This is a genomic window from Geobacter sp. AOG2 (assembly GCF_019972295.1).
GTDB lineage: Bacteria > Desulfobacterota > Desulfuromonadia > Geobacterales > Pseudopelobacteraceae > Oryzomonas.
Window position 1 is genome coordinate 1,286,426 of record NZ_BLJA01000001.1, and the last position, 22,213, is coordinate 1,308,638.

General features: G+C 48.2%; 17 protein-coding genes. 15 read left to right on the plus strand and 2 right to left on the minus strand.

All coding sequences use genetic code 11. From position 1 onward, the window contains the following. Nucleotides 1-80 precede the first annotated feature (80 nt). On the plus strand, nucleotides 81-998 hold the full coding sequence (locus LDN12_RS05920; RefSeq protein WP_223921754.1) for a PLP-dependent cysteine synthase family protein: 918 nt from the start codon (nucleotides 81-83) through the stop codon (nucleotides 996-998). 488 nt (nucleotides 999-1,486) lie between these two features. After that, complete coding sequence (locus tag LDN12_RS05925) at nucleotides 1,487-2,839, plus strand: site-specific integrase (protein WP_223921755.1); 1,353 nt, start codon at nucleotides 1,487-1,489, stop codon at nucleotides 2,837-2,839. Here the strand turns inward: LDN12_RS05925 and LDN12_RS05930 are convergent. Next, on the minus strand, nucleotides 2,818-3,642 hold the full coding sequence (locus LDN12_RS05930) for a transposase (RefSeq protein WP_223921756.1): 825 nt from the start codon (nucleotides 3,640-3,642) through the stop codon (nucleotides 2,818-2,820). The genes LDN12_RS05925 and LDN12_RS05930 overlap by 22 nt on opposite strands. A gap of 456 nt (nucleotides 3,643-4,098) precedes the next feature. Between LDN12_RS05930 and LDN12_RS05935 the strand changes: the two genes are divergently transcribed. From LDN12_RS05935 to LDN12_RS05945, 3 genes are all read left to right on the plus strand, one after another. Beyond that, complete coding sequence (locus tag LDN12_RS05935) at nucleotides 4,099-4,563, plus strand: AlpA family transcriptional regulator (protein WP_223921757.1); 465 nt, start codon at nucleotides 4,099-4,101, stop codon at nucleotides 4,561-4,563. A 1-nt stretch (nucleotide 4,564) separates the two neighbouring features. Continuing rightward, nucleotides 4,565-5,146, plus strand: coding sequence for a hypothetical protein (locus tag LDN12_RS05940; protein ID WP_223921758.1), 582 nt, complete (start codon nucleotides 4,565-4,567; stop codon nucleotides 5,144-5,146). Between the two features lie 88 nt (nucleotides 5,147-5,234). After that, complete coding sequence (locus tag LDN12_RS05945) at nucleotides 5,235-6,158, plus strand: hypothetical protein (protein ID WP_223921759.1); 924 nt, start codon at nucleotides 5,235-5,237, stop codon at nucleotides 6,156-6,158. Nucleotides 6,159-6,567: 409 nt separating this feature from the next. Here LDN12_RS05945 and LDN12_RS05950 read toward each other — a convergent pair whose 3' ends face one another. Continuing rightward, the gene (locus tag LDN12_RS05950; protein ID WP_223921760.1) at nucleotides 6,568-6,909 is read right to left on the minus strand and encodes a helix-turn-helix domain-containing protein; all 342 of its coding nucleotides are present in this window, start codon (nucleotides 6,907-6,909) and stop codon (nucleotides 6,568-6,570) included. A gap of 133 nt (nucleotides 6,910-7,042) precedes the next feature. Between LDN12_RS05950 and LDN12_RS05955 the strand changes: the two genes are divergently transcribed. The 10 genes from LDN12_RS05955 (at nucleotide 7,043) to LDN12_RS06000 (ending at nucleotide 21,696) form a co-directional block, all read left to right on the plus strand. Then, the gene (locus LDN12_RS05955; RefSeq protein ID WP_223921761.1) at nucleotides 7,043-7,384 is read left to right on the plus strand and encodes a lipoprotein; all 342 of its coding nucleotides are present in this window, start codon (nucleotides 7,043-7,045) and stop codon (nucleotides 7,382-7,384) included. Then, a complete protein-coding gene (locus tag LDN12_RS05960; RefSeq protein WP_223921762.1) occupies nucleotides 7,377-8,048 on the plus strand; it encodes a FlgO family outer membrane protein in 672 nt (223 codons plus the stop codon). Before LDN12_RS05955 ends, LDN12_RS05960 begins: the two co-directional genes overlap by 8 nt. Before the next feature lie 71 nt (nucleotides 8,049-8,119). After that, a complete protein-coding gene (locus LDN12_RS05965) occupies nucleotides 8,120-8,716 on the plus strand; it encodes a FlgO family outer membrane protein (RefSeq protein ID WP_223921763.1) in 597 nt (198 codons plus the stop codon). Nucleotides 8,717-9,095: 379 nt separating this feature from the next. After that, nucleotides 9,096-10,244 carry a helix-turn-helix domain-containing protein gene (locus LDN12_RS05970; protein ID WP_223921764.1) on the plus strand — a complete coding sequence of 383 codons (1,149 nt, stop codon included), beginning with the start codon at nucleotides 9,096-9,098 and terminating at the stop codon, nucleotides 10,242-10,244. A gap of 58 nt (nucleotides 10,245-10,302) precedes the next feature. Beyond that, complete coding sequence (locus tag LDN12_RS05975) at nucleotides 10,303-12,588, plus strand: phosphoadenosine phosphosulfate reductase family protein (protein WP_223921765.1); 2,286 nt, start codon at nucleotides 10,303-10,305, stop codon at nucleotides 12,586-12,588. 29 nt (nucleotides 12,589-12,617) lie between these two features. Next, the gene (locus LDN12_RS05980) at nucleotides 12,618-16,772 is read left to right on the plus strand and encodes a transposase (RefSeq protein ID WP_223921766.1); all 4,155 of its coding nucleotides are present in this window, start codon (nucleotides 12,618-12,620) and stop codon (nucleotides 16,770-16,772) included. Between the two features lie 4 nt (nucleotides 16,773-16,776). Next, on the plus strand, nucleotides 16,777-18,876 hold the full coding sequence (pglZ, locus tag LDN12_RS05985) for a BREX-4 system phosphatase PglZ (RefSeq protein ID WP_223921767.1): 2,100 nt from the start codon (nucleotides 16,777-16,779) through the stop codon (nucleotides 18,874-18,876). Nucleotides 18,877-18,897: 21 nt separating this feature from the next. After that, complete coding sequence (gene brxL / locus LDN12_RS05990; RefSeq protein WP_223921768.1) at nucleotides 18,898-20,352, plus strand: BREX system Lon protease-like protein BrxL; 1,455 nt, start codon at nucleotides 18,898-18,900, stop codon at nucleotides 20,350-20,352. Then, nucleotides 20,352-20,558 (plus strand): hypothetical protein, encoded by a 207-nt coding sequence (locus tag LDN12_RS05995; RefSeq protein ID WP_223921769.1) that lies wholly within the window; start codon nucleotides 20,352-20,354, stop codon nucleotides 20,556-20,558. The genes brxL and LDN12_RS05995 overlap by 1 nt, the downstream gene beginning before the upstream one ends. Then, entirely contained in the window at nucleotides 20,545-21,696 is a 1,152-nt protein-coding gene (locus tag LDN12_RS06000) for a cysteine desulfurase family protein (RefSeq protein WP_223921770.1), read from the plus strand. Before LDN12_RS05995 ends, LDN12_RS06000 begins: the two co-directional genes overlap by 14 nt. The last annotated feature ends 517 nt before the right edge of the window (nucleotides 21,697-22,213 follow it).

The window sequence follows — 22,213 nt, forward strand, 5'->3', positions numbered from 1 at the left end:
GAAACAAAAAATGACAAAAACTTGACGAAAAAAAATGCATTTATTATGGTGAAATACTTTCCCGGACAGGCGAGGCAGATATGAAAGGACAAAGTCTTCTTGAATCAATCGGCTCAACTCCTCTTGTTGAGTTGGGCTCCCTATCGACACGACCGGGGGTTAGAATCATGGCAAAGTTGGAAGGAAGCAACCCTGGCGGTTCGGTTAAGGATCGACCAGCCCGGCACATGATCCTTGCGGCCGAAGCAAGTGGGGAACTAACACCTGATAAAGTCATTCTGGAACCGACATCCGGCAACACTGGCATTGCCCTTGCGATGATTGCGGCGGCACGAGGTTATCGCATCAAGCTGGTGATGCCGGCATGTGTCAGTATGGAACGGCGCAGTGTGCTGGAGGCCTACGGTGCAGAGATTGTTTTGTCTCCTGGTTGCGAGGCTACCGATGGAGCGATCAGACTGGCTCACAAAATTTATGAAGAGAATCCTGACCACTATTACATGCCGAACCAGTATGCAAATCCCAACAATGTGTTGGCGCACTATGAGACGACAGCTCCGGAGATAATGAGTCAGACTCAGGGTAATGTGACACATATTGTGGCTGGGATGGGTACAGGCGGTACGCTGATGGGGGTATCACGCTATTTTCGGGAACATGGGCCTCAGGTGCAGGTGGTGGCAATTGAGCCAGTGTTGGGGCATAAGATCCAAGGCCTGAAAAATATGAAGGAGGCGATAGTTCCTCCTATTTACGATCCTACTGCCTATCATTGCAAGTTGGTTGTGGAAGACGATGAGGCTTTCGAAAGTGCGAGAATGCTTGCTGTCCGGCAAGGGATTTTTTGTGGCATGTCCGGCGGCGCAGCAATGGCTGGTGCGCTCAGACTAGCACAAGATATTGAATCAGGTATGTTAGTTGTCATTATTCCTGATCGAGGTGATCGTTACCTTAGTACGAATCTCTTTAAATCTATGTGTGCGGATTGTCCGCCGTAGATACAAATAAAAACGTCTTATCCTATTTTGCCGTTCACCAGTTCACTGCAATGTCATGCAAAAGGCCATCTTAGATTTAAGTTGGCCTTTTCCTTTGAATCACGACAAAATCTGAACAAACAAAAATATTGGGAAGCAATCGGTGAGGAAACAGATATTCAAAAAATGAGGCATAAGTTGACAAAAGAGTGATGAACCATAAGATGACAATTTTGCCATCTTATGGTTCAGGTGATAAATATATAACTCATTGAATTTATTGGCACGCCCGGAGAGATTCGAACTCCCGACAACCTGGTTCGAAGTAAGATTATAGATCTGTTTCGGCCAGTTTCAAGCATATTCTGATAATTTCATACTTACGTAGTAAATACTTTACATTTATACAGTTATAGCTAAAATGCCAATACAAATTGTTTCAAATGGTTTCGTCAAAACACGATTTAGAACGGCAACAATACGGCAACAGTAAATGTGAGGTGTAGCCCATGCCAGATATTCTTGATGATATGACAATTCGAAATATGAAAGCAACTGGAAACGAATATACCAAAAGGGAGCGAGGCGGTTTTGGAGTCCGGGTGCATCCGTCGGGCCGCAAGGTTTTCTTCTATCTTTACCGTGTTGATGGTGTCCGCCGGTTTCTGAATTTGGGAGATTATAAGGACAAACAACATCCTAACGGCATCACACTGGAGGAAGCCAGAAGGGCATTTAATATTGAGAAAGGTAAGGTTACTGCTTTAAAAGCTGGGCGATCCGATGGTGTTGATCCCGCAAAGGTTAAGCAGGAAGCGGCAGCAAAAAGGGTCACGAATGAGGAAGAGCGTTGCAAAGCATTTACCGTAGAGAACCTCGTAATTGAATATATTGAGAAACATGCCAAAAAATTTAAGCGCTCTTGGGCAGAGGATGAACGTATCCTCAATAAAGAAGTAATCCCTTTGTGGGGTAAGCGCAAGGCGATAGATATTGTGAAGCGTGATGTCGTTTTATTGCTTGAAAAGATAATCGAACGTGGCTCTCCTGGCATGAGTAACAATACATTCCAAGTCATTCGCAAGATGCTGAATTTTGCCGTTGAGCGTGACATTTTACCTTATTCGCCGGCAACCGGTGTCAAGGCGTTGGCTCCAAAAGTTGCGCGAGAAAGGGCGCTTTCTGCTGACGAAATAAAAAAACTATGGTGGACCCTAGATAATGCTGCCATTAGTGATGAGATTAAGGCCGCGCTCAGATTAATGCTTGTGACGGCACAGCGCCCCGGAGAGGTTATAGGAGTTCATACCAACGAAATTGATGGCGATTGGTGGACTATTCCTAGCGAGAGGTCCAAAAACGGGAAAGCCCATCGAGTGTTTCTGACGCCTTCTGCAAAGGGACTCATTACGCGATCCATCGATAGGGTTAAGGCTGTTCGAGAAATCTCGCCAAAAGTCAAATATGAAGGTCATATTTTCCCATGCCCGCATAGGGAAAAAATTCAGTCTATTGATGTCCATGCCGTAGCGATTGCTGTACACAGGAACCTCGCTTGGCCATTGTTGGACAAGAAGGGTAATCCACTATTCGGGAAAGATGGAGAGCCTGCAACCGAGAACCGCTTGGGCGTTGACCATTTCACCCCTCATGATCTTAGAAGAACTGCGGCTACCTTTATGGCTCAAGCTGGTGAAATGGACGAGGTAATTGATGCTGTTTTGAATCACGCCAAGCAAGGTGTAATCAAGGTTTATAACCTTTACCGTTATGATAAAGAAAAGCAAATGGCCCTTCTAGCATGGGAAATCAAACTATTAAGTATAATTAATTCCAATAATTATGAATGCAATCCAAAGTAACAATCTTCAAGATAGATCACATCAATCTTCTTTTTCCTCCTGTCTAGCCACTTATGAACCGAATTGCTTTGATATATCTCTTCATTGTAAAAGATAATAAATATTTTTTTATTGGATTCCTTTATAAGATTATCGATAAATTTAGTAAATTTTGAACTGGTTATTTCATCTTTATATATCATAAATCTAATTTTACCTTGATTCGATATAGATGACAGCATGCTAATGTTAACTTTGCTATAATTTGATTTATATTTATTCTTAATATTGCTGCTATTTACCCAGTTAATATCATATTTTTCTTTTTCCGTTTTTGCAACCAATTTTGGATAGTCTTTAGTAAGCCAATTTTTGAATGGACATTTAGGTAGTTTTTCAGCTTCTTTTGGTGGCTTCTGCGTAGTGAATCGCCATCTTTTGATGTAGTCAGTTATTGTTCGCAGCGGCATATCAATTTTGTATTTTTCTTTAACAATTAACTGAACAGCATCTCTAGACCATAAGTAATAATCGAGACCAAGTTGATCCGGAGTATATTTAATTATCAGATTTCTGATTTCTGCATCTTCCTCTGGCGACAAGACCCGGTTTTCCCCATTTTTACGCCCTCTAATCCCTGACTCTATTTCGCTCAATCCACCTTCTTGATATCGTTTCCAAATAGTGCTTATATGACTGAGGTTGCAACCGACCTGCCTGGCAATCTCCACGTTGGGCATTCCACTATCACGCAATTCTACAATTTTTATTCGACGTTTGTACTGATCGTCAGCACTGAGTTTCCTTCCATCTCTTTTCTTCATTATTTACTCCTCATTATGGTTTTAATTGCTTCTAACATTTTCTCGCCATTAACTGCCTATCTTTGATATTTGGTCAACCCTCCCCAAAAAAATCTTGAACATTTAACCAACTGAAAATGCCGTTTGTCCCAAAATGGATACCTTGGATATATACCCACTATGCTATCCAGCCATACATTTATCAATCATCATTCATTTTTTAATATCCTTGGTTATTTTATCGCCATGTTTGAGTTTTCAAATATTGATTAATTAACCACCTTGTTTATATAACCACCGTGTTTTAGAAACAACATTATTCTCACATTTTTATTGTTAATTGCATTGATTATTTATCCACCATGTTTATTAAAATTTTGACGCTATAGCGTGAATTCCACGTTTATTCACCACATTTTAACTGAATATAGAAACTGTAAATCACACGCGCAAGATCAATTTCCTTGGAGGTCAATGATGAAAATGAAAGAAAAAAAATCAGAAGCGCGTGATCGTTTGTTTAACAATCAAAGTCGGGCAAGCCCAAAAGCAAGTTCAAACAGCAACAACTTTTCTCACCAGATGAAAATTGATCTGTCTCTAATCATGGGACAGCTGGTGAGAAACATCTTAAGCGATCCGCTAAACGTTAGGCTGATTGCCGACTACATAAACGGACTCAGCGATACTTCAGATGCGGTTCAAAACGTTGTCATTTCAACGTCGAGGAAATCGGATCAACAGACGCGAGACGTTTCAAACTACGAAATAATCCGGCCGCGCGATCTTCCACTCGTATTGGGAATTAGTAGGACGCAATGCTGGAGATTGGCTAAGGACCCTACTTCCGGATTTCCGCCCAAGATTCGAATGAGTTCGGGAGCAATCGGTTTTTCGAGACAACTTTTAGAAGCGTGGCGACAGTCACGACAGGAGAATTAAAATGAATACTTCCATCGGTAAATTAAAAGATCGCATAAATAAGTACGGCATCAAGCTTGATATAGACACAGACAGTAAATTTCAACATTTTGTTGTTCAAGGAGAACCTTCCAATCAGGAAAACTGGTGGTGCCTCTTGGGAAATGTTGATGGTGACGATGATGGACCTAATGTTGCCCTTTATGGTTGTATTGAAAGAAATTGGTCGAAAATTTGGTATGGCAACATTTTCGAAGCGATGAATGACAAACGTAAACGCAAGTATAAAAATATTCTCAAAGGAATGAGGTCGATACGCAAAAAGTCTTTATCCGATCTGAGGAATCAACTCGAAGCTTATAAATCGAACCCAATGATCCTGATGAAATCGTGGTTGGCGGGCAATGTCAAAATTGTGGGTGATGACATAATCGTCAGTATTCTGGCCAAGCTAACTGATCTCGATTATGAGAGGGTGCGGGATAGAGCGGCAAAGAAGATGGGATTACCCCGTGTGGGTTCTCTCGATAAAAAAGTTGAACGCACTCGTAAGATCGTGCAAAGCAAGCAGCTATCTCTCCCCTTTTCGCCGCATATCGCGTAGTTGAGGAGATAACTCTATAACCTTCTGTGGAGCCCTTGAGCAAAATCAAGGGCTCCACAGACTATATCAACAAAAGGGAGAAATAATTATGCAAATAGAAATTCATGGGCTTGTTGTAGTAATCCACAATATTTGTAAAGATGACAGAATTAACCTGTTGTCTTTACTACATATTAATGTTAATAGTTTTGTTATTGATAGTATTAAAAGAAGGACAAAATTGACATATTCTTTCAAAGATGAAGAAAGTGTTTGCATTACTATAAATTCGGAATGTGATTATGTTATGTTGATTTTACACGGGTCCTTTTTTGACAACTCACCTGATTTCAGACTCAGAAAGTTTCTTGTATTTCTATCAATATTTAAGCATACATTCAAGCAACTTGATGTTGCATTCAATGACGATCTGAATTGCCTCACATTAAGGGAATTAAGACATTGGGTCAGAAACAGCAAAGAGTACTGTACCGGCAGTTTAGTTGCTCGTAACCCGCCAAAATACCTTACTGTCGAGCGTAAGTTTGATGCTATTCAACTTGGTTCTGCACGTTCAACAATGAACTACGGGACAATATACAGACGCCCTAATACTGGTTTCTTCCGCATTGAAATCAAGGTGAAGAATAAGGACAAAATCGGGTATATCCTGAAAAAATACAGCACTAAATACCCGCAGCAGTTTCACAAAAGATGCCTTCAACTGCTCGATAGCTGCATCAACTTCGTAACCCCATCAAGCAAAAGGCGTCGTGTTATCGAGAAACAGCCATCCTGGGAGGCCTTCCTAGGGTCCGACATCAAAAAGATCAAGTGGAAGGCCGTACATGATGCACAGCGAGCGCACAGACAAGAATCCGAAAGTGTTTCGGTAGCAAAGAAGACTCAACGTCTGGGGAGTTCGTTGAGAAATACGGTATCCAGGCTATCCACAATATTACCGGAGCATGAGGTGCTAAATTTGATATCTGAAAAATCCGGCTACAAATTGGTTAAAGATGACGATATCTAACTGATGGCACTATTGGATAATACCGCCGTATTTACGAGTTATCGTAATTGACTGAAATATTTGTCAAATTCGATGTATTACGTAAATATGGCGGGTTATCCATGTTCAAAACTGATGTATTTGGGTATATTTAGTCGATATATGATAGCGATGTAACATGTTGATATTATTGAATGTGATGTAATTCATTTATACTTATGATAAGTGATACGATGGACACTGAGAGTAAAGGGCCTGTGAATTAGTTGACCTCGATACTTCGTATGCCCTCAAGTCGTCATGCAGGGCGAATGACATGGCTGCCATTTCACCCTCGACAGAAGCCTCCCTCGCGTCACCGCAAACTCCCCAAAGCGGTCATTGACCACCATATCCATAGTATCATTTGGTTACGAGTTTAGAACCAACCTCAGAGACCGCTTAGCATACCTTTTAATCCGTTCAGCAACAGTTTCTGTTTGCTCTCATCCAATCCTCGAATTTTTCCTAAAATCTCGGCAAGCTCATTCTCAAATTGGCGATTGATAGGTGCAGCAGGAAGGTTTATTAAGTCGGCCAACTCCATTTCCAAAACATTGGCGATAACAAAAATACTGTAGACCGAGGCATTAACACTCCCCCTCTCAATCTCACTAATGTAGGTCGGATGGAGGTCTGCAAGCTCGGCAAGCTTCTCCTGCGACAAACCACGCGCCTTCCGTCGCGCGCGTATCGTACTTCCCAAAACTATCAAAAAGTCTTTTTGTCCCATGTGTTAGAACATATGCAAAATCCTCAATAAGGTAATAGGCGATTGGCGTTAATATTTGACAATACAGTCTATATATGAAATTATAATGCCGATTTAGCCAAAAGGCTGTGTTTAATTACAGAAGGAGGATTTCATGAAAAGACCGCTGTACCTCATATTCCTGCTAGTGGCCGTCACAGGCTGCGCAACGCCGCCGATAGTCATGGAGAACCATGTTCAGCGTAAGGTTTTCACCCAATGCGCCAGCGATACCTTCTGTTTTCAAAATGCTTATGACGTGACCTGGGATTCATGGTGCAATTCCAATAATCGTCAATTGACGCGGCATGGTTGTAGGTATGATGGCAACGGCTTCGATTATCCGGTTTCCTCAAGGAGCAAAGAAACTGTTTTTGTGACTGGGGCCGATGGATACTTGGTAACGCTTCCGGCAGGCGGCAATATAATTATGCCACAGGAGGTGGTACATGATTAGCAAGCGGCTGGCAATAAGGGTATCAGGTGTCGCAATTGCTGCTATGTCGCTGCTTGGCGGATGTGCAGATGTTGCCATGATAGAACCCCGAGAACGGTATGTAATGAACGAAGAGATAAAGGTGGCACCAAGCCAGACAACGGCCGGTCGCTTCAATGCGCAAATGATCTTTATGGCTGACCAGATCGAACGGAACGTAGACCGCAAAAGCCTTGAAAACACCTTCATCGTCACCAGTTTCACCAACCTTAATAAACTCTCGGAAACCACCCCGTTTGGTCGGCTGGTGGCCGAGAACCTGATACATGAACTGCAAGTACGTAAATGGAAGGTGTTCGAGGTCAGGCTGACCAAAGATGTTGTCATCAATGAAACCGGCGAATTTTCATTGAGCCGCGATATCAAGAAGCTCAGGGATATGTACAAGATCGGTGGGGTTGTGACCGGCACCTACTCCGTGGCGGAAGACCATGTTATTGTCAACGCGCGGATAATCGACATCAATAGCGGACTGGTGGCCTCGTCGGCTCAGGTGCATATGCCGGTCAACTGGTTCACCGATTCTCTGCTGTTCAGCGAAGATAACCGCAAGCCCATGAAGATTGTTGGTGACACACCGCCAGTTGCAGGGGCTGTTCAGGCTGTTGGAGCGGAAATACATTGAGCCCGGTAAAGATGAAAGGCAATTATCCCGTTATGATCCGACTATTTTTCCTTGTTTCGGCTGGTGCTGTATTGATACAGATATTGACTGGCTGTGCGACCTACCACCCTGATATATATGGAGCCTGTTACAACAAGTCGTTGCCGGTGCTGCTCGATGCCACCGACCTGAAAGCGCTGTTCCAAGATATCGCCGCCGAACTGTGCGTGGATACCTGCGCCGAGTGCGCGGCACGGACCCCTGACGGCAAAGCAGCCATACCGGCGAATGCACCTAGCGATGAGGCGAATCGCCTGACCGTGCTTGTCACCGACTTCGCCGACCTCCAAACCTTCATACCGAACCAGCCCGGCCTCTTAATGGGGGAATTGATGCGGGCCAGCCTCAACAAGACCTGTTGCTACAAGATCATCCAGGCCGAATTCGCCAAATACTTCAAGCTGTCGGAAAGCGGGCTGGTGGTGCTGACGCGCAACGTGAACGAGATCAAAAAAGACGAGTATTTCCAGTCCGAGGCGATAGTGGGAACCTACAACTATCTGAGCAACAACAAGGTGGTCATTTTTGTCAGGAGAATCAATATCACAACGGGGAAGATATCCCGGATGGTGACCCGTGAGGTCAATTATTCCTGCCTTGGGAGGTCGTTGAAGTATTCGGTCAGGTAAATTTCAAAGGATGAGCTCTGCTTGGCGCCTACCAGTATTAACTTTTTTTCATTTTTCCGTTTCTATATCTACCCCATTTACGATTTAAAAAAAATAAAAATGATAATTGAATAAGTGATTTATTTTTAGGAGAGCCACCTTGGGACACGACGGTGGCTCTTATTTTTTTACGCAACAGCCTCTCATCAGCCATTACCTTAGATTATAAGCTTTATCACTCGTTGCAAAAAGGTGTATATTTCCTAAATAAATTAGATTGAAATAAGAGCACTGAACAAATGCCCACACCGACCCCCTGCTTCCAGACCTATGCGTGGAAACGCTCTGCCCGACAATTAATGATGATGCCCCCCGAATTCACCCATGAATGGAGGGCGACATGACGACTGCTGAACTTTTGGCGGCAGTGGCACGAGAATGCCCCAACGGCGTGTCATTCGATCCAATGGCAATGCGGCTGTTGCGGCAGAAAGTTCCGTTTGAGGATTGGCAGATTGAAAATCTGAAAGCTGAGATGTTCCAACTGAGGAATGGGTTGTGGTTTTCCCGCGAGATGGTTTCAGGTGATGAGCCCCTGTTGGCGTTCCATGGGCAGGCGATGGAATGGCTAAAGGAATACAGTTGCTTTTCGGTCGAACAGCTATTTAAAAATTTTTGCGGTGTTTTCCGCCATATTGTCACGCCTGAGGATTGCGCAGCATTTCTTAGGCATTTGGGTTTCGCGGTTGCTGTGTGGAAAAAGGGAGGTTATTTCTGTTTCAAGCCCCCATCTAGTCTTGACGATAGTTTGTTGGCAATCTCAGAAGCGATCGCCGGATGGATTGAAGAGGCGGACGGCACATTGACCTTTCATGAAATCGAACAGGCGATGCCTCACCTAAGCGCCGAGGCATTAGAGAGCATTCGCGTGCACTTCCTGCCGGAAGTCCATGAGACGGAAGTCGGTGGGATGCCCTGCTGGTGCAGTACAGAGGGGATCCCTCTACCGGAGGATTTTTCGGAAATACTGACAACCGCCGTCGATACGTTGGTTGAGTTGAATGAAAAAGTGTCCGCTGCAAAACTTGAGTTTGCCCTAAATTTGTTCTACCGCATCCATTTACGCGAGGAATACGCCTTGAAGGATAACGACACCTTCATGCGTGTCTGCGCGAAACACTACCAAGGCAGGTACGATGTCTTTCCGAAAGGGCGACGGCTGCGGTTGGAGCGGGCGGACAAACAAGACGAATATCAGACAGTGAAGATGTCTCCGCACACTAAAGTTCACGAATTGGAAAACGGGATTATCGGCTTAGAGGGACGTCCGTTATCACCATCGACTTGGCGATTGTTCAAAAGTGTCGGCAGCAGTCCGCGTGTCGCGGAGTGGGTGAGACGTGTGGAAAATGGAGAAAGTGTGGAGAAAATTGCAAACGAAAATGGTCTCACGGTTTCGACTGTGAGGCAATATATTAAGAATCACGATCGCTATTTTCTAATTTGTGAAAAGAACAGCATCGTGCCGAAGGGCACCGCGAATGTATAGTTACGAGTGGGACAGGCGTACAAGCGGGTACCGCCTGACGACGCAGACGGGAAAGTTCGTGGCGAGCGAAATCCGTCCGGTCTTCGCGGAGGAACTGGCGATCACGGGGTTTGAAGCACAGTTGGTGTTTGATTCATCGGAGCGGCGTCCGCTCCTCTGGGCGAGGCAGAACGTGTATCTGTATCGCGGCGAAGAAATCGCGAAAGTCAATAAGACAGGCTACGGCAAACCGCTGGACATCGAATGGAAGGGTACGTTGCACGGGGACAATGGCTCGCACGAAGGCGCTAAGACGCGAAGAAAAGTGAAGCTGGTTCCGGTAGATGTCGAGGCAATGGTGGCGAAAAACCATGACATCATGACCGCGCTGGTAGTGGACACGCTTAAGCGCATCAAAGAGATGTACGACGCCTACATGAAAAAATGCGATGCGGTCTATATTGGCTTCAGCGGAGGCAAGGACTCGGTGGTTCTGCTCGACCTCTGCCATAAAGTTCTCCCGTTGGACGTACCGGTTGTTTTCAGTGATACGGATATGGAACTGCCGGATACCTACCGCGTCTGGGAAAAAATCCAAAGGCGCTATGAAGGCCGCCCGTTTTTGAAGGTTTCCGCCAAGACCCCTGCATTGGAAAACTGGCGACTTTTCGGACCGCCGTCGCAAGCGTTGCGTTGGTGCTGTTCCGTCCACAAGAGCACTCCCGCAATATTAGCGCTCAAGGAAAGACTCGGGAGAAGGTCAATCAAAACGCTGGCATTTGTCGGGGTACGTGGTGAGGAGAGCCAAAGGCGTTCGGAATACGACGATATTGGAGATGGCTTGAAAAGCCAATCACAGGTGAATGCCATGCCGATTTTGGCGTGGTCCGCGCATGAACTGTGGCTTTACATTTTTGAGCATGATCTGGTTTTGAACGAAGCATACCGAAAGGGGTTGCCCCGTGTCGGATGCCTAATGTGCCCGATGTCAACCGACCGACAGAATGATCTAATCCGGATGAATTTCCCCAAAGAGACCGAGCAGTTTGCTGATGCAGTGCGCTATACAATTGACCGCGAGTTTTCTTCCGAGGAAGACGCAGATGCGTTTGTTTATGAAGGTGGCTGGTATGCGCGGAAAAGCGGCGTTTCTTTAAAAAAAGTCATTACAGAACCTGGCATAGAACGCAAAAGTGACCGTGTGATTTGTGAGTTCCCAATTGAAACAGAACTAGCCTTAACGGAATGGCTCAAGGCTATTGGAAAAATTGAGGGTGCGGAGTTATCATTCCGCAAAGACGAACAGAGGGGGTTGTTAGAATGTGTCTGGACAAACGGTAAAGCCGACAAGTCCGTCTCCAAGTGGTTGGCCTACGCCGTTCACAAGGCTATTGCCTGCACTGGGTGCAACGCATGCGAGGCGGAATGTCCTACCGGTGCGTTGCGGCTGGGCAAAGACAACTGTAGCGACAAGGTGAAGGTTATAATTGACGAAGCAACGTGCGTCCATTGCATGAGGTGCTATTCTCCTAACGATGGGTGTTGGCGATATTACTCAAAACGATACGCAGGAGCAAATACGATGAACATCAGCGGTATCAATAAATACATGACTTTTGGACTGAGACCGGAATGGATTGAAGTTCTGGCGAACGAGGGCGCGAATTTCCGTCAGACAACTGCGCTGGGTAACCGGATGGTTCCAGCAGCCGTGACGTGGTTCCGTGAGGCGGGGTTGATTGGAGATTCAACGGCTATAACCACAACGCTGCTTTTGGAGGTTGGTAAGAAACGCGGTTTCAACGATTTGCTGTTTTGGCAGTTGTTGTGGTTCCGTCTGGCAAATGTTTCCCCGCTTGTGAAATGGTATGTCTGCAATACGGATTTTGATACCGGATACCCAATTAAGCAGATTGATGAAAGCCTCGCGCAATCCGTTGGATCGGCATCGGTGAGGAAGGGCGCGTTACAGTCGCTTTGCCAACTGGTTAAGTCTTCTCCGCTTGGCGAAGGTGGCGAGGCGTTAATTGAAGCCGAAATGAAGGGCAGAACCGTTGAAAAACTCATGCGCCGTTCGCGTTCGGTGGATCCGCTGGTTGTTCTCTATGGGCTTTATGTGATGGCGGAGAAATCTGGGCGCAGTGCGTTCACGGTGCGGCAAATGATGGCGGCGGAGTTCGATGAGGAAGTCGTGTCGCCGCTAACGACGTTCGGCATCCAGCCGGATGAGTTCAAAAAACAGTGCATGGGGCTGGCGGCGGTGCATCCTGACTTCATCACATGCAGCTTCACGCTAGGGTTGGACGAGGTGCAGTTGTTCCCTGAAACGAAGAAACGGGACGATGTGGTCGAATTGATTTTGTGAAAGTAGCCAACAACAGAGGATTTGAAAAAATGGCATTCTACAAAGACTATTTTGGGATCAGACCTGATTACGCGCCGTGCATGACGCTGGCAGACATCAATAAGACGCCGGATACCTGGCTGGGATTCTATCCGCACGATTCGTTCGTGGAAATTTTGCGGGAGCTGCTCAGGAGTTTAGAGGGCGGGAACAAGACGTTGTGGATCACAGGCGCCTATGGCACGGGAAAGAGCCACGCGTCGCTGGTTCTGCAAAAACTGTTCATGGACGACGAAACGCGCGTCCAAAAATGGCTCGAACTGCGCAACGCGCAGATCCCAGAACCCGTGCGCAAGGGGTTGCTGGCTCGGCGCGGGGAAAAAGCGCTCGTCGTCTATGATGTGAACGCTGACGGCGTGGACGCGAAGAATCAGTTCCTAATGCGCTTGCAGCGCGGTATCACTAAAGCGCTGGAGGCGGGCGGGCACACGATTCCACTGAAAGGCAAGCTGGATGAAGTAATTGAGCGCATCCGGCAGGACGAGCCGCATTTCTTCGCAGAACGTGATGCGATTCAGGCTCGGCTCTCGCACCTGAACGCGGGTATCAAAACTGCGGATGCGCTGGAGAAAAAGTTGCGGGATGCAAATCAGGAGGCGGGCCTGGTCAGCGACGCAATGCGGGTATTGGTGGCACGGCACATCTATCTGGATTTGAGCGCGGAGGATTTTCTGGCGTGGGTGGACGCTTCCTTGAAAGTGAATGGACTTTCCAAGTTAGTGTATATCTGGGATGAGTTCTCGTCGTTCATGGAACGCAACCGTTCGGAATTAAAGACACTGGAGCAGCTAGCGGAGGCCGCACAGCAGGGGCGGTTCTATTTTGTGCCTGTAACGCACACGGATATTTCGTCGTATGTGGCGGCAGGATCCGAGAGTGCAAAGAAGGCGAACAACCGGTTCACGTTCAAGCGGCTTGACCTGCCGAATGAAACCGCGCTGAAACTGGCGGCAGACGCCTTCGTTGTTAAGCCGGAGAAGGCAACGGAGTGGACGCAAGAACGGGACGTGCTGTGGCACAGCGTGAACGGTGTGGCTGAAAACTACATGGCTTTTAACAAGGCAGGTATTGATGCTGCGGATTTCAAGAATATCCTGCCTCTGCACCCGATGGCGGCGTTCCTACTTAAACACCTGTCGGTGGCGGTAGGAGCAAACCAGCGGAGCATGTTCGAGTTCCTGAACGGCGAGGAATTCAAAGCGTTCATTGAAAAAGGCGGTTTGGATATTGCCGGCCACCAGTTTCTGACGGCAGATCATCTCTGGCGGTATTTTGTGGAACGAGATGACCTGGGAACGGGGCAAGCCGTGCAGGAAGCGCGAGGGGAATACGCTCGACGCGAACAGGATTTGCAGCCGGACGAGCGGCGCGTGTTCAAGGCGGTATTGCTGTTTGGCTTGATCGAACAGATTCAGGGAACGGGACATCCGCTGTTGAGCGTGGCGGTGGAAAATATCCAGCGCAGTTTCGAGGGTGACGGCGCTTTGCAGGGCATGGATGCGATCCTACGCAATCTGGAGCAGAAGCATTGTTTCGCGATTATGAACGAGCGTTGCGAACGTTTCCGTGACCGCTCGGACACGAAAGAGATTGAGGAGAAAAAAACGACGTTGGATGGCAAGTTTGGAGATCTTGTGCTGAAAGACACCGAGGCGGAGCTGGTTAAACAGTTGAAAGGTGTCAACTACGGCGGGCGTTTTGATGTGCGCGCGGCAGGCATCAACGGTCTTTCAGCATCAAGCATCACAAAACGCGAGTTTTTTGGTGACAACGGGAACCGAGTGCTTGTGCAGTTCATTCTGGCGCGGGACGAACAGGAGCAATTGCGTATCCCCGAGAAGGTAAAAGACTTGGCAAAACAGTTCAAAGACCACCGGATGCTGTTTGTGATGCTGCCAGGTGTCAGCTTCTGCCACGACAACGTGAAGGCATGGGATGAGTTCACGGAAAACAGTGCCCGTCTCGCATTGGCAAGCGATAGCGCGAGCAAGAAAGTGTTCGAGACGCAGGTCAGTAGCGCGAAAGCAGCGTGGCATTCCAAAGTCACGAGTGCTGCCAAACTCATAGTGTACAAGCCTAATATAAATGGGGAGCCATTCGTTGAGGAAGTGACGTGGGGACAACTGAAAAAGGATTGGCTTACTGGCTATGCGAAACAGTCGTTCGAGGCATATACGGACGATCTGTGCAGCTTCAACATCAGTGCGTTCGGCCAGTTGACCCACTTGCAGAGTTGGGCGCTGGCGGGCATGGAGTTCGACAAGTTTGCGAAGCCCGGCCAGTGGAAGACCGTGGTGACGGCGTGGCAGAAAAGCGGTGTCACCGGCGAGGAAGCATGGTTCGATGCGAATCCGAACCATGCGCTGACACAGTTACGGGATTTTTGCAAAAAACGCCAAGAAAGCACGGTTGGCGCGGGTAATCCCTGCTCTATACGCAAACTCTACATCGATCTACAGCGTCCACCTTTTGGACTGCTTGGGGTTCCGCATTCGGCCTTCGTGCTGGGCTTCGTGCTGAAAACATGGTTGACTGGACAGCGCAAACTGCAATGGACGGATAGCGTGACAAGCAAAGCTCTCGACGCAGTGGTGCTGGCGGAAATCATCGAGGCGGTGGTGAAGGACGACGGCAGCAACTCCATCAGGAACGAGAAACTAGTCTGTCGCCTGTCGAAAGAGGAAAAGGCGTTCATCGATCAGAGCAGTATGATTTTCGGGAGCAGTCCGCTTGCGGATGGAACGGTGGAGGCGGCGTTGAATGCGGTCAGGGCGCGGCTTGAGCAGATTTCGCAACGTGTTCCGCTGTGGGTGCTACCGGAACATATTAGCGCACAAGCTGAGCCGAGCGCGGAGGCAATGGGCAAAGTCATTGATGCGCTGTGCGCGGCAAACAGCATCAGTTCCAAAGGAGACACCGAGACTCGCGGCAATTATGTGAAGGAAATCGGCAAGATTCTTCTGGCAACGCCGGGGCTTGCTGAGGCAATGGCCAAGTATATGGTACCGGTGGTGTTTGAGGAGGCATTCCAACTTTATGTCGATAGTGCCAAGCCGGAGTTAAAAGCGGTGGCGGAGCGTATGGGGGGCACGTCGCATATCTATTGCAAGGCGGTCAAAGACCGGTTTGCGGCGACGAGCAGCTGGCTGTGGAAACGCGTTGACGCCGAGTCCGTACTGGAAGAAATTTTCCGGCAGACGCTATGCACCGAGCATATCCGTGGGCTGGCTGGCTCGTCAGGGTACATGAGCTTTGAGGACGCGCTGAACTGCTTGCGCAATGCGGTGTTGAGCGAGAACAAGGTGCCGACGGAGTTCTGGGCGAAAAAACATCCGGCGTTGCAGCGCTTCTTTGAATTGCTCAGCAGGCCGTCGTTGTCCGGCGAGGACGTGAAGGTCTTTGAAGAGATTCTGGAACTGCAAGGCAGGATTATCCGCGAGGCGTTTTTCGACGTGGCGCAAGCGCGACAGCTGGATGCGATGCGGGAAATATTCAGAGAGAACTGGCCAATGTCGATCACGGAAGGGCGCGAGCTTTACAATGTCTTTCCACCGGATACAGCAAGAGTCGATGAGCAGAGTTTCAAGGCGCAGGGGCGAGTCACTATTGAGGAATATAGTCGGACGCTGGTTTCCAAACAGGTGGCGGTGCTATGGCGTGAACGCACAGGCACGGAATCGCCTGACGAATGGAGCCGCAAACACGCGCTGCCAGCAGAGTGTGTTTTGGCGATAGACGATGCCAAGGGCTTCGTCGATGCGGTTACAAGGCCGGGAGGGGTGTCGGCGGAACGCTTACAGTCCGTGCATGACGAACTTGAAAAAGAGGGGGCATTTGTAGACGTGGCCACGGCAGGTGAAAAATTCCTCAAACGGGTGCTGCCCCCACGTTATCAGAAGATCGTGTTCAGTGCCGGTGATCTGAGTGATTGGTTATGCAGAAAACTGGGTGACGCACCGGGCCGATGGCTGACGGATGGAGAGCTTCGCGATGCGGTTGAGGCATTCGTCAAGCAGAGGTATGAGAGTCATGCGCGGAAGCAGGCTACAGAAAAGGTGAATATGCTTCCTGATGCCGAGGCGAAGATACTGCTCCTGAAGATGATTGATCAAATTCCCGATGTAGGGCTTTCGGTGCTGGAGTGATACCATGACACTGAGCGAGTATTGCGAATACATCATGAATCCCCTCGCGAAGGCGAAGGCGCGGGTGGTAATCGTGCCTCCGGGAGATTGGACAGCGCTACGCAGGTTCTACCAAGAGCGCGGCGGCATTGAGTTTCGTTTGAGCGATATAGTGAGGGAAGGCGCGTGGCTCCCAATGCCTGACGAAGTTTTCGGTCGGGTACGCGATGTGATGTCGGCACAGGAGGCAAGCGGTAATGCTGTAGTATTTCTGGGGCTGCCAGGTTATCTTGCGTTGTTAACGGACGAGAATAAGCGGGCTGCGATTGTCGCTTTACGCGAATGGGTAGACGGTACGTCAGAGCGGGATGCTGTTTGCTTTTTGCGGAGCGATGACGGCACGGATTTGATACTCAAGAATGTTTTCGCTAATCCACGCTACCGCCAGGGGAAACAATTGATTGAAATTTCTGGAGATTATGTGCCGAAGTTTGCTGGACGTACGGAGGTGATGCTGGTCGGGGACGATTTAGCATCATTCATCCCGGAAGCATGCGACACATTTCAGAAGTATTTGCGATATACCGAAGAACATCCGAGTGACAGCTTTGTCAGGCGGATTGTGGTTGCCTCGGAAGGGCGAGAATTAGCTGGGCTAAGCGCCGAGGTACGGCAGGTAGTGTGTCTGCGGGATTTCGCTCGCGTGTTTTACGGCGTGGATGATTCGGGATTGTCCGAAGATGCCTTGCGGTGGATGTGCGAGCAGGGCAAAGAAGGTGTGGAAAAGACGCTTTCGGAAACGCTCAAGAAGCTATTTTTTCCGGAAAATGGAGTCACAAAGTGCGTCTTGCGTGTGTTTGACGAGCACAGAGGGGCTAAACGCGAGGCAGTACTGTGGTTGGTAAAATACATCGCATACAAGGGGAGTTACCTTGAGTGTGTCGTAAAGCAAGAGGGGGTCCATGTCGGCAACTTCCGCTCCGCATACGTAGCGGGTGCCGTGGAATGGCTGGATGAATCATTGGTATATGCTGGCGAACGCAGGAATGCTATACGGGAAGCAGACGTTAGCAGATCCGACGCGGAAATCCGGCAATTCATCGCGCGTTGTGCGGGTGAATCCACGTCGCGAGTTGCGCCTTGGTTGAATTGCAGAACTGACGCGGAGCTGGCAGAATTACTGCGGCGTTGCTCAGTAGATAGCATTGTGTCAAACGTCGTAAAAGATGTGTATCCAGAAGCGGCAGCGTATCTGAACACCGATCTCGTTTTTGGCGACGAGATGTTGGAAGAATATTTCATGGAATACCGAGAACTGAAAATAGCTGGTCGCATGACGCCGGAGTTTTATGAGAAGGCAAAACGGGTGGCCCCCCCGAGTTCGGTACAATCGCGGGACGCAATGGTGCAACGGTATACCTCGGACAACGGGTGCGCGTTACTGGTGGTGGACGCGATGGGCGTGGAATGGTTGCCGATGTTGGTAGCACTGGCGTTACAACGGAATATAGGCGTGGATTCGATTGCGGTCAGCGAGGTGCATTTGCCGACATCTACGATATTCAACAACATCTATTGGCCAGATGTCACACGACGGTTGCCGGACATTAAGCGCTTCGACAACATTGCGCACAATGGAGCGGAAGCGCACGAGACCCGGCGCACGGAGGAAAATCTGGCTGCGGCGCTGGATGTGATCGGCAGTGATGTGTTGCCGCGCGTGGCGGAGGGGCTGACGCGATTTGAGCGAGTGCTTGTCACAGCAGACCACGGAAGTTCACGGTTAGCGGTGTTGGCATGGCAGGCCGAACCGAGGCTGGCGCGGACGCTTACCTGTGAGGCTGGCGCGGAAGTCGCCGATTGGCGCTACCGAGAGCGGGCGGCGCAAGGTGGATGCCCACCGGAACTGGAAGAAACTATGGATGGCAGGTATTGGGTGATACGTGGGTATGACCGGCTGCCCAAGAGGGGGGGCGGACAGGGCTTTGAGCTACACGGCGGCGCGTCGCTGGAAGAGCGGCTGGTGCCGGTAGTGATTTTCTCGCAATTGGGGCAGTTCGTGACAAAGGCAAAGACTGATGGCAAACGGGCGCAGATTGTTGAGAAAGACGATTTCGATTTGTAGTTTCAACGAGGGCAATCAAACATGGTCAATACTGAAAAACTGCGAGCGGCATTTCCGGACACAACGGTCTTTAAGGCCCCAAACATCGTGGCGATCTTCAAAGCGGCGTCGATTCCGTCGTTCTTACGGGATTGGATTTTGAAGCGCAAGGCGGAATCGGACGGGAGAATCCACGATGCTGAGGCTTTACGAAAATACATTTACGAAATTATTCCGCGCCGGGAGAATTTACTGGAATTGAAGGACGTGGCGCGAAGTGAGGGGCGCACGAAGAAGTTTCTGGCCAAAATTGAAATCCAATTCATTGTGCGGTCCAACGAGTACACATTCGCGATTCCGGAATTGGGTCTGGGGCATGCGGAAACGCTGATCGAGGACTATGTCTGGAACAGGATCAAAGATGATGTCGTAAAAACTGCTGGCGGCTGGGGACTAGTACAACTTGGGTACCGGAGCCCGGACGACGAGAATTCGCGTGGATGTTTCACGCTCTTAGAGTACAAGAATTTCTGTCCGTACTCGATAGATCTGGACGCCTATAGAGAGGCCCGCTGTCAGTTCACAACTGAGGAATGGATCGACGTTGTGTTGGGTGCGATCGACTACAACCCGGAAGGTTACGAAGACTGGGTGCAGAAACATACGGTACTGACGCGCCTGTTGCCGTTCATCGAACCGCGTCTGAATTTGATAGAGCTGGCACCCAAGGGGACTGGCAAGTCGTATATGTTCGGGCGGGTAGGGAAATACGGCTGGCTGGTCAGTGGGGGGACGCTGACGCGGGCGAAGATGTTCGGAGATATCAATGGGAAGAGCCCCGGCCTGATCGCGTCGAACGACTTTGTGGCACTGGACGAAATCCAGTCGATCAACTTCCATGACCCGAGCGAAATGCAGGGCGGGCTGAAAGCCTACATGGAAAGTGGGGAGATTACAGTCGGTAAGAACCGTATCATAGGCGGGGCCGGTGTCATCCTGCTTGGGAACATCCTGCAAACAGAGATGGACGAAACCAAAGATATGTTCCAGAGGCTACCGGAAGTGTTTCACGAGTCGGCATTGCTGGACCGATTCCACGGTTTTATCCGTGGGCGTGACATTCCACGCATGAGTGAGAACCTGAAGATCTGCGGTTGGGCGCTGAACACGGAGTATTTTTCTGAAATCATGCATTTGCTGCGTCAGCCGGCGGAAACAATGATTTACCGGCATGTCGTCGAAAGACTGGTGGACTATCCTTCTGGGGCGGACACCCGTGACACTGAAGCGGTTTTACGGCTATGCACAGCCTACCTCAAACTGCTGTTCCCGCACGCTACAGAGCCGGACGGTATTGACAGAGGGGAGTTCAAGCGATACTGTCTGCGGCCCGCCGTACAGATGCGAACGGTGATTCGACAACAATTGCAGAAGATAGACCCGCTTGAATACGGAGGGAAGAACGTAGCCGCATATACGTTACGCGAGGTAGATTAATGAACAGAGGAAAACAAATCAATTGTGCCTATTGCGCCAAAGAGAAGCTTTCCAAAAATGAGATTGGACTTAACAAAAAACTCATAAATCAGCAGGTTGAACGGATGATGTGTATGACGTGTATGGCAGCGTACTTCGAGACGACGGAAGAGGAATTGAAAGAGATGATAGAAGGTTTTAAGCGGCAAGGCTGTGAATTATTTTGAAAGAGGCGATACTTTGATTTATGCCGATAATGCTGCTACGACAAGAATATCTGACAGTGTTTTAGAGAAAATGCTCCCTTTTTTGCAGGAGCAATATGGCAACGCTTCCAGCCAGTATTCACTCGGAATAAAAGCAAAATGTGCCATTGAACAGGCTCGCCAGCAGGTTGCCGGGGCTATCGGAGCAGAGCCTTCTGAAATCGTGTTTACTTCAGGTGGTTCTGAGAGCAATAGCTGGGTATTGTCCTCCGTCAACAATGGACATGTTATTACATCTTCAATCGAGCATCACTCTGTGCTCGATGCATGCCATTCACTTGAGCGTAAGGGTATAGCTGTGACTTACCTGCCTGTTGATGGCAGGGGACGCGTTTCGTTAGACGACATAAAGGAAGCCATTCGCTCCGATACTAAACTTGTTTCTATTATGCTCGCAAATAATGAAATCGGGACAATTCAACCAGTTGCTGAAATCGGGGAATATCTGCGTGAGCGCAATGTTTTGTTTCACACTGATGCAGTTCAAGCTGTCGGACATATCCCCGTCATTGTCAAGGAACTTGGAGTAGATTTCCTGACTGCATCCAGCCACAAATTCAATGGAGCAAAAGGAACGGGCATTTTCTACAAAAGGAACGGCGCCTCACTGCCTCCTTTGATCTTCGGAGGAGAGCAAGAGCGCGGGGTTCGTGCCGGAACTGAGAATGTTGCGGGAATTGTGGCAACGGGATATGCCATTGGTGAAAGCGTAAATGATATGACAGCAATGGCCGATAAACTATCGGTTTTTGTGCATGCAACGATATTCGGGATACGAACTCAAATTCCAGGTATTATTATTAATGGTGATGAAAGTAATAGGTTGCCAGGAATTGTAAACATAGTCTTTAATGGTGTTACAGGCGAATCGCTTATGCATTTATTGGACTTAAAGGGAATATGTGTATCTACAAGCTCAGCTTGCACATCTGGAAAAGGCAAACCTTCACATGTGCTAATGGCATTAGGATTAACTGAACAGCAAGCTAAATCTGCTATTCGCATTTCATATGGAAGGTACAACAATATAAATGACGTTGAAACTATTGTAGCCACCATTTGCAATGCCTACAACAAAATTTTAACAGCAAAGTTATAGAGCATCCAATAATTTTAGAGTGTGCAATCAGACATTCTTTAGGCATTCACCAGGAGACCGCATCTGGTTCAATATTCCGCAGCATGGGAATGTCAGTGCCGGAAAAGTACGGTGGAACTGTGAGGGCCAGCGAGTTCAATATCAATGCTAACAGAGTCAAACTACCCTTTTAAATGCATAAGTATCTGATAATAAACAATAAATAATTGCTATTAAGCGTAAAATATGTTATAATTAATAAAATAGCAAAATGTGTTTTTAGCGACACTTTATTTTGCAAGTGTATCATTAATATTGTTGAATATGTATATTTCATCAATTGTTTTTGTCGTTGTAAAGCTCACCTGTTTTTCCTCTTCAAATCCCCATTCCAGCAATAATTTGCATATATTTCAGTATATTTCTAGTTTCGTACGGGTTCGTCCTGCACTTGGTCAAAGATTTATGCCGCAACGATACATTAATGTCGTTGTGAAAGAAGGCAACGCTGTAGCTGAAATACTCAAATACATGAGGT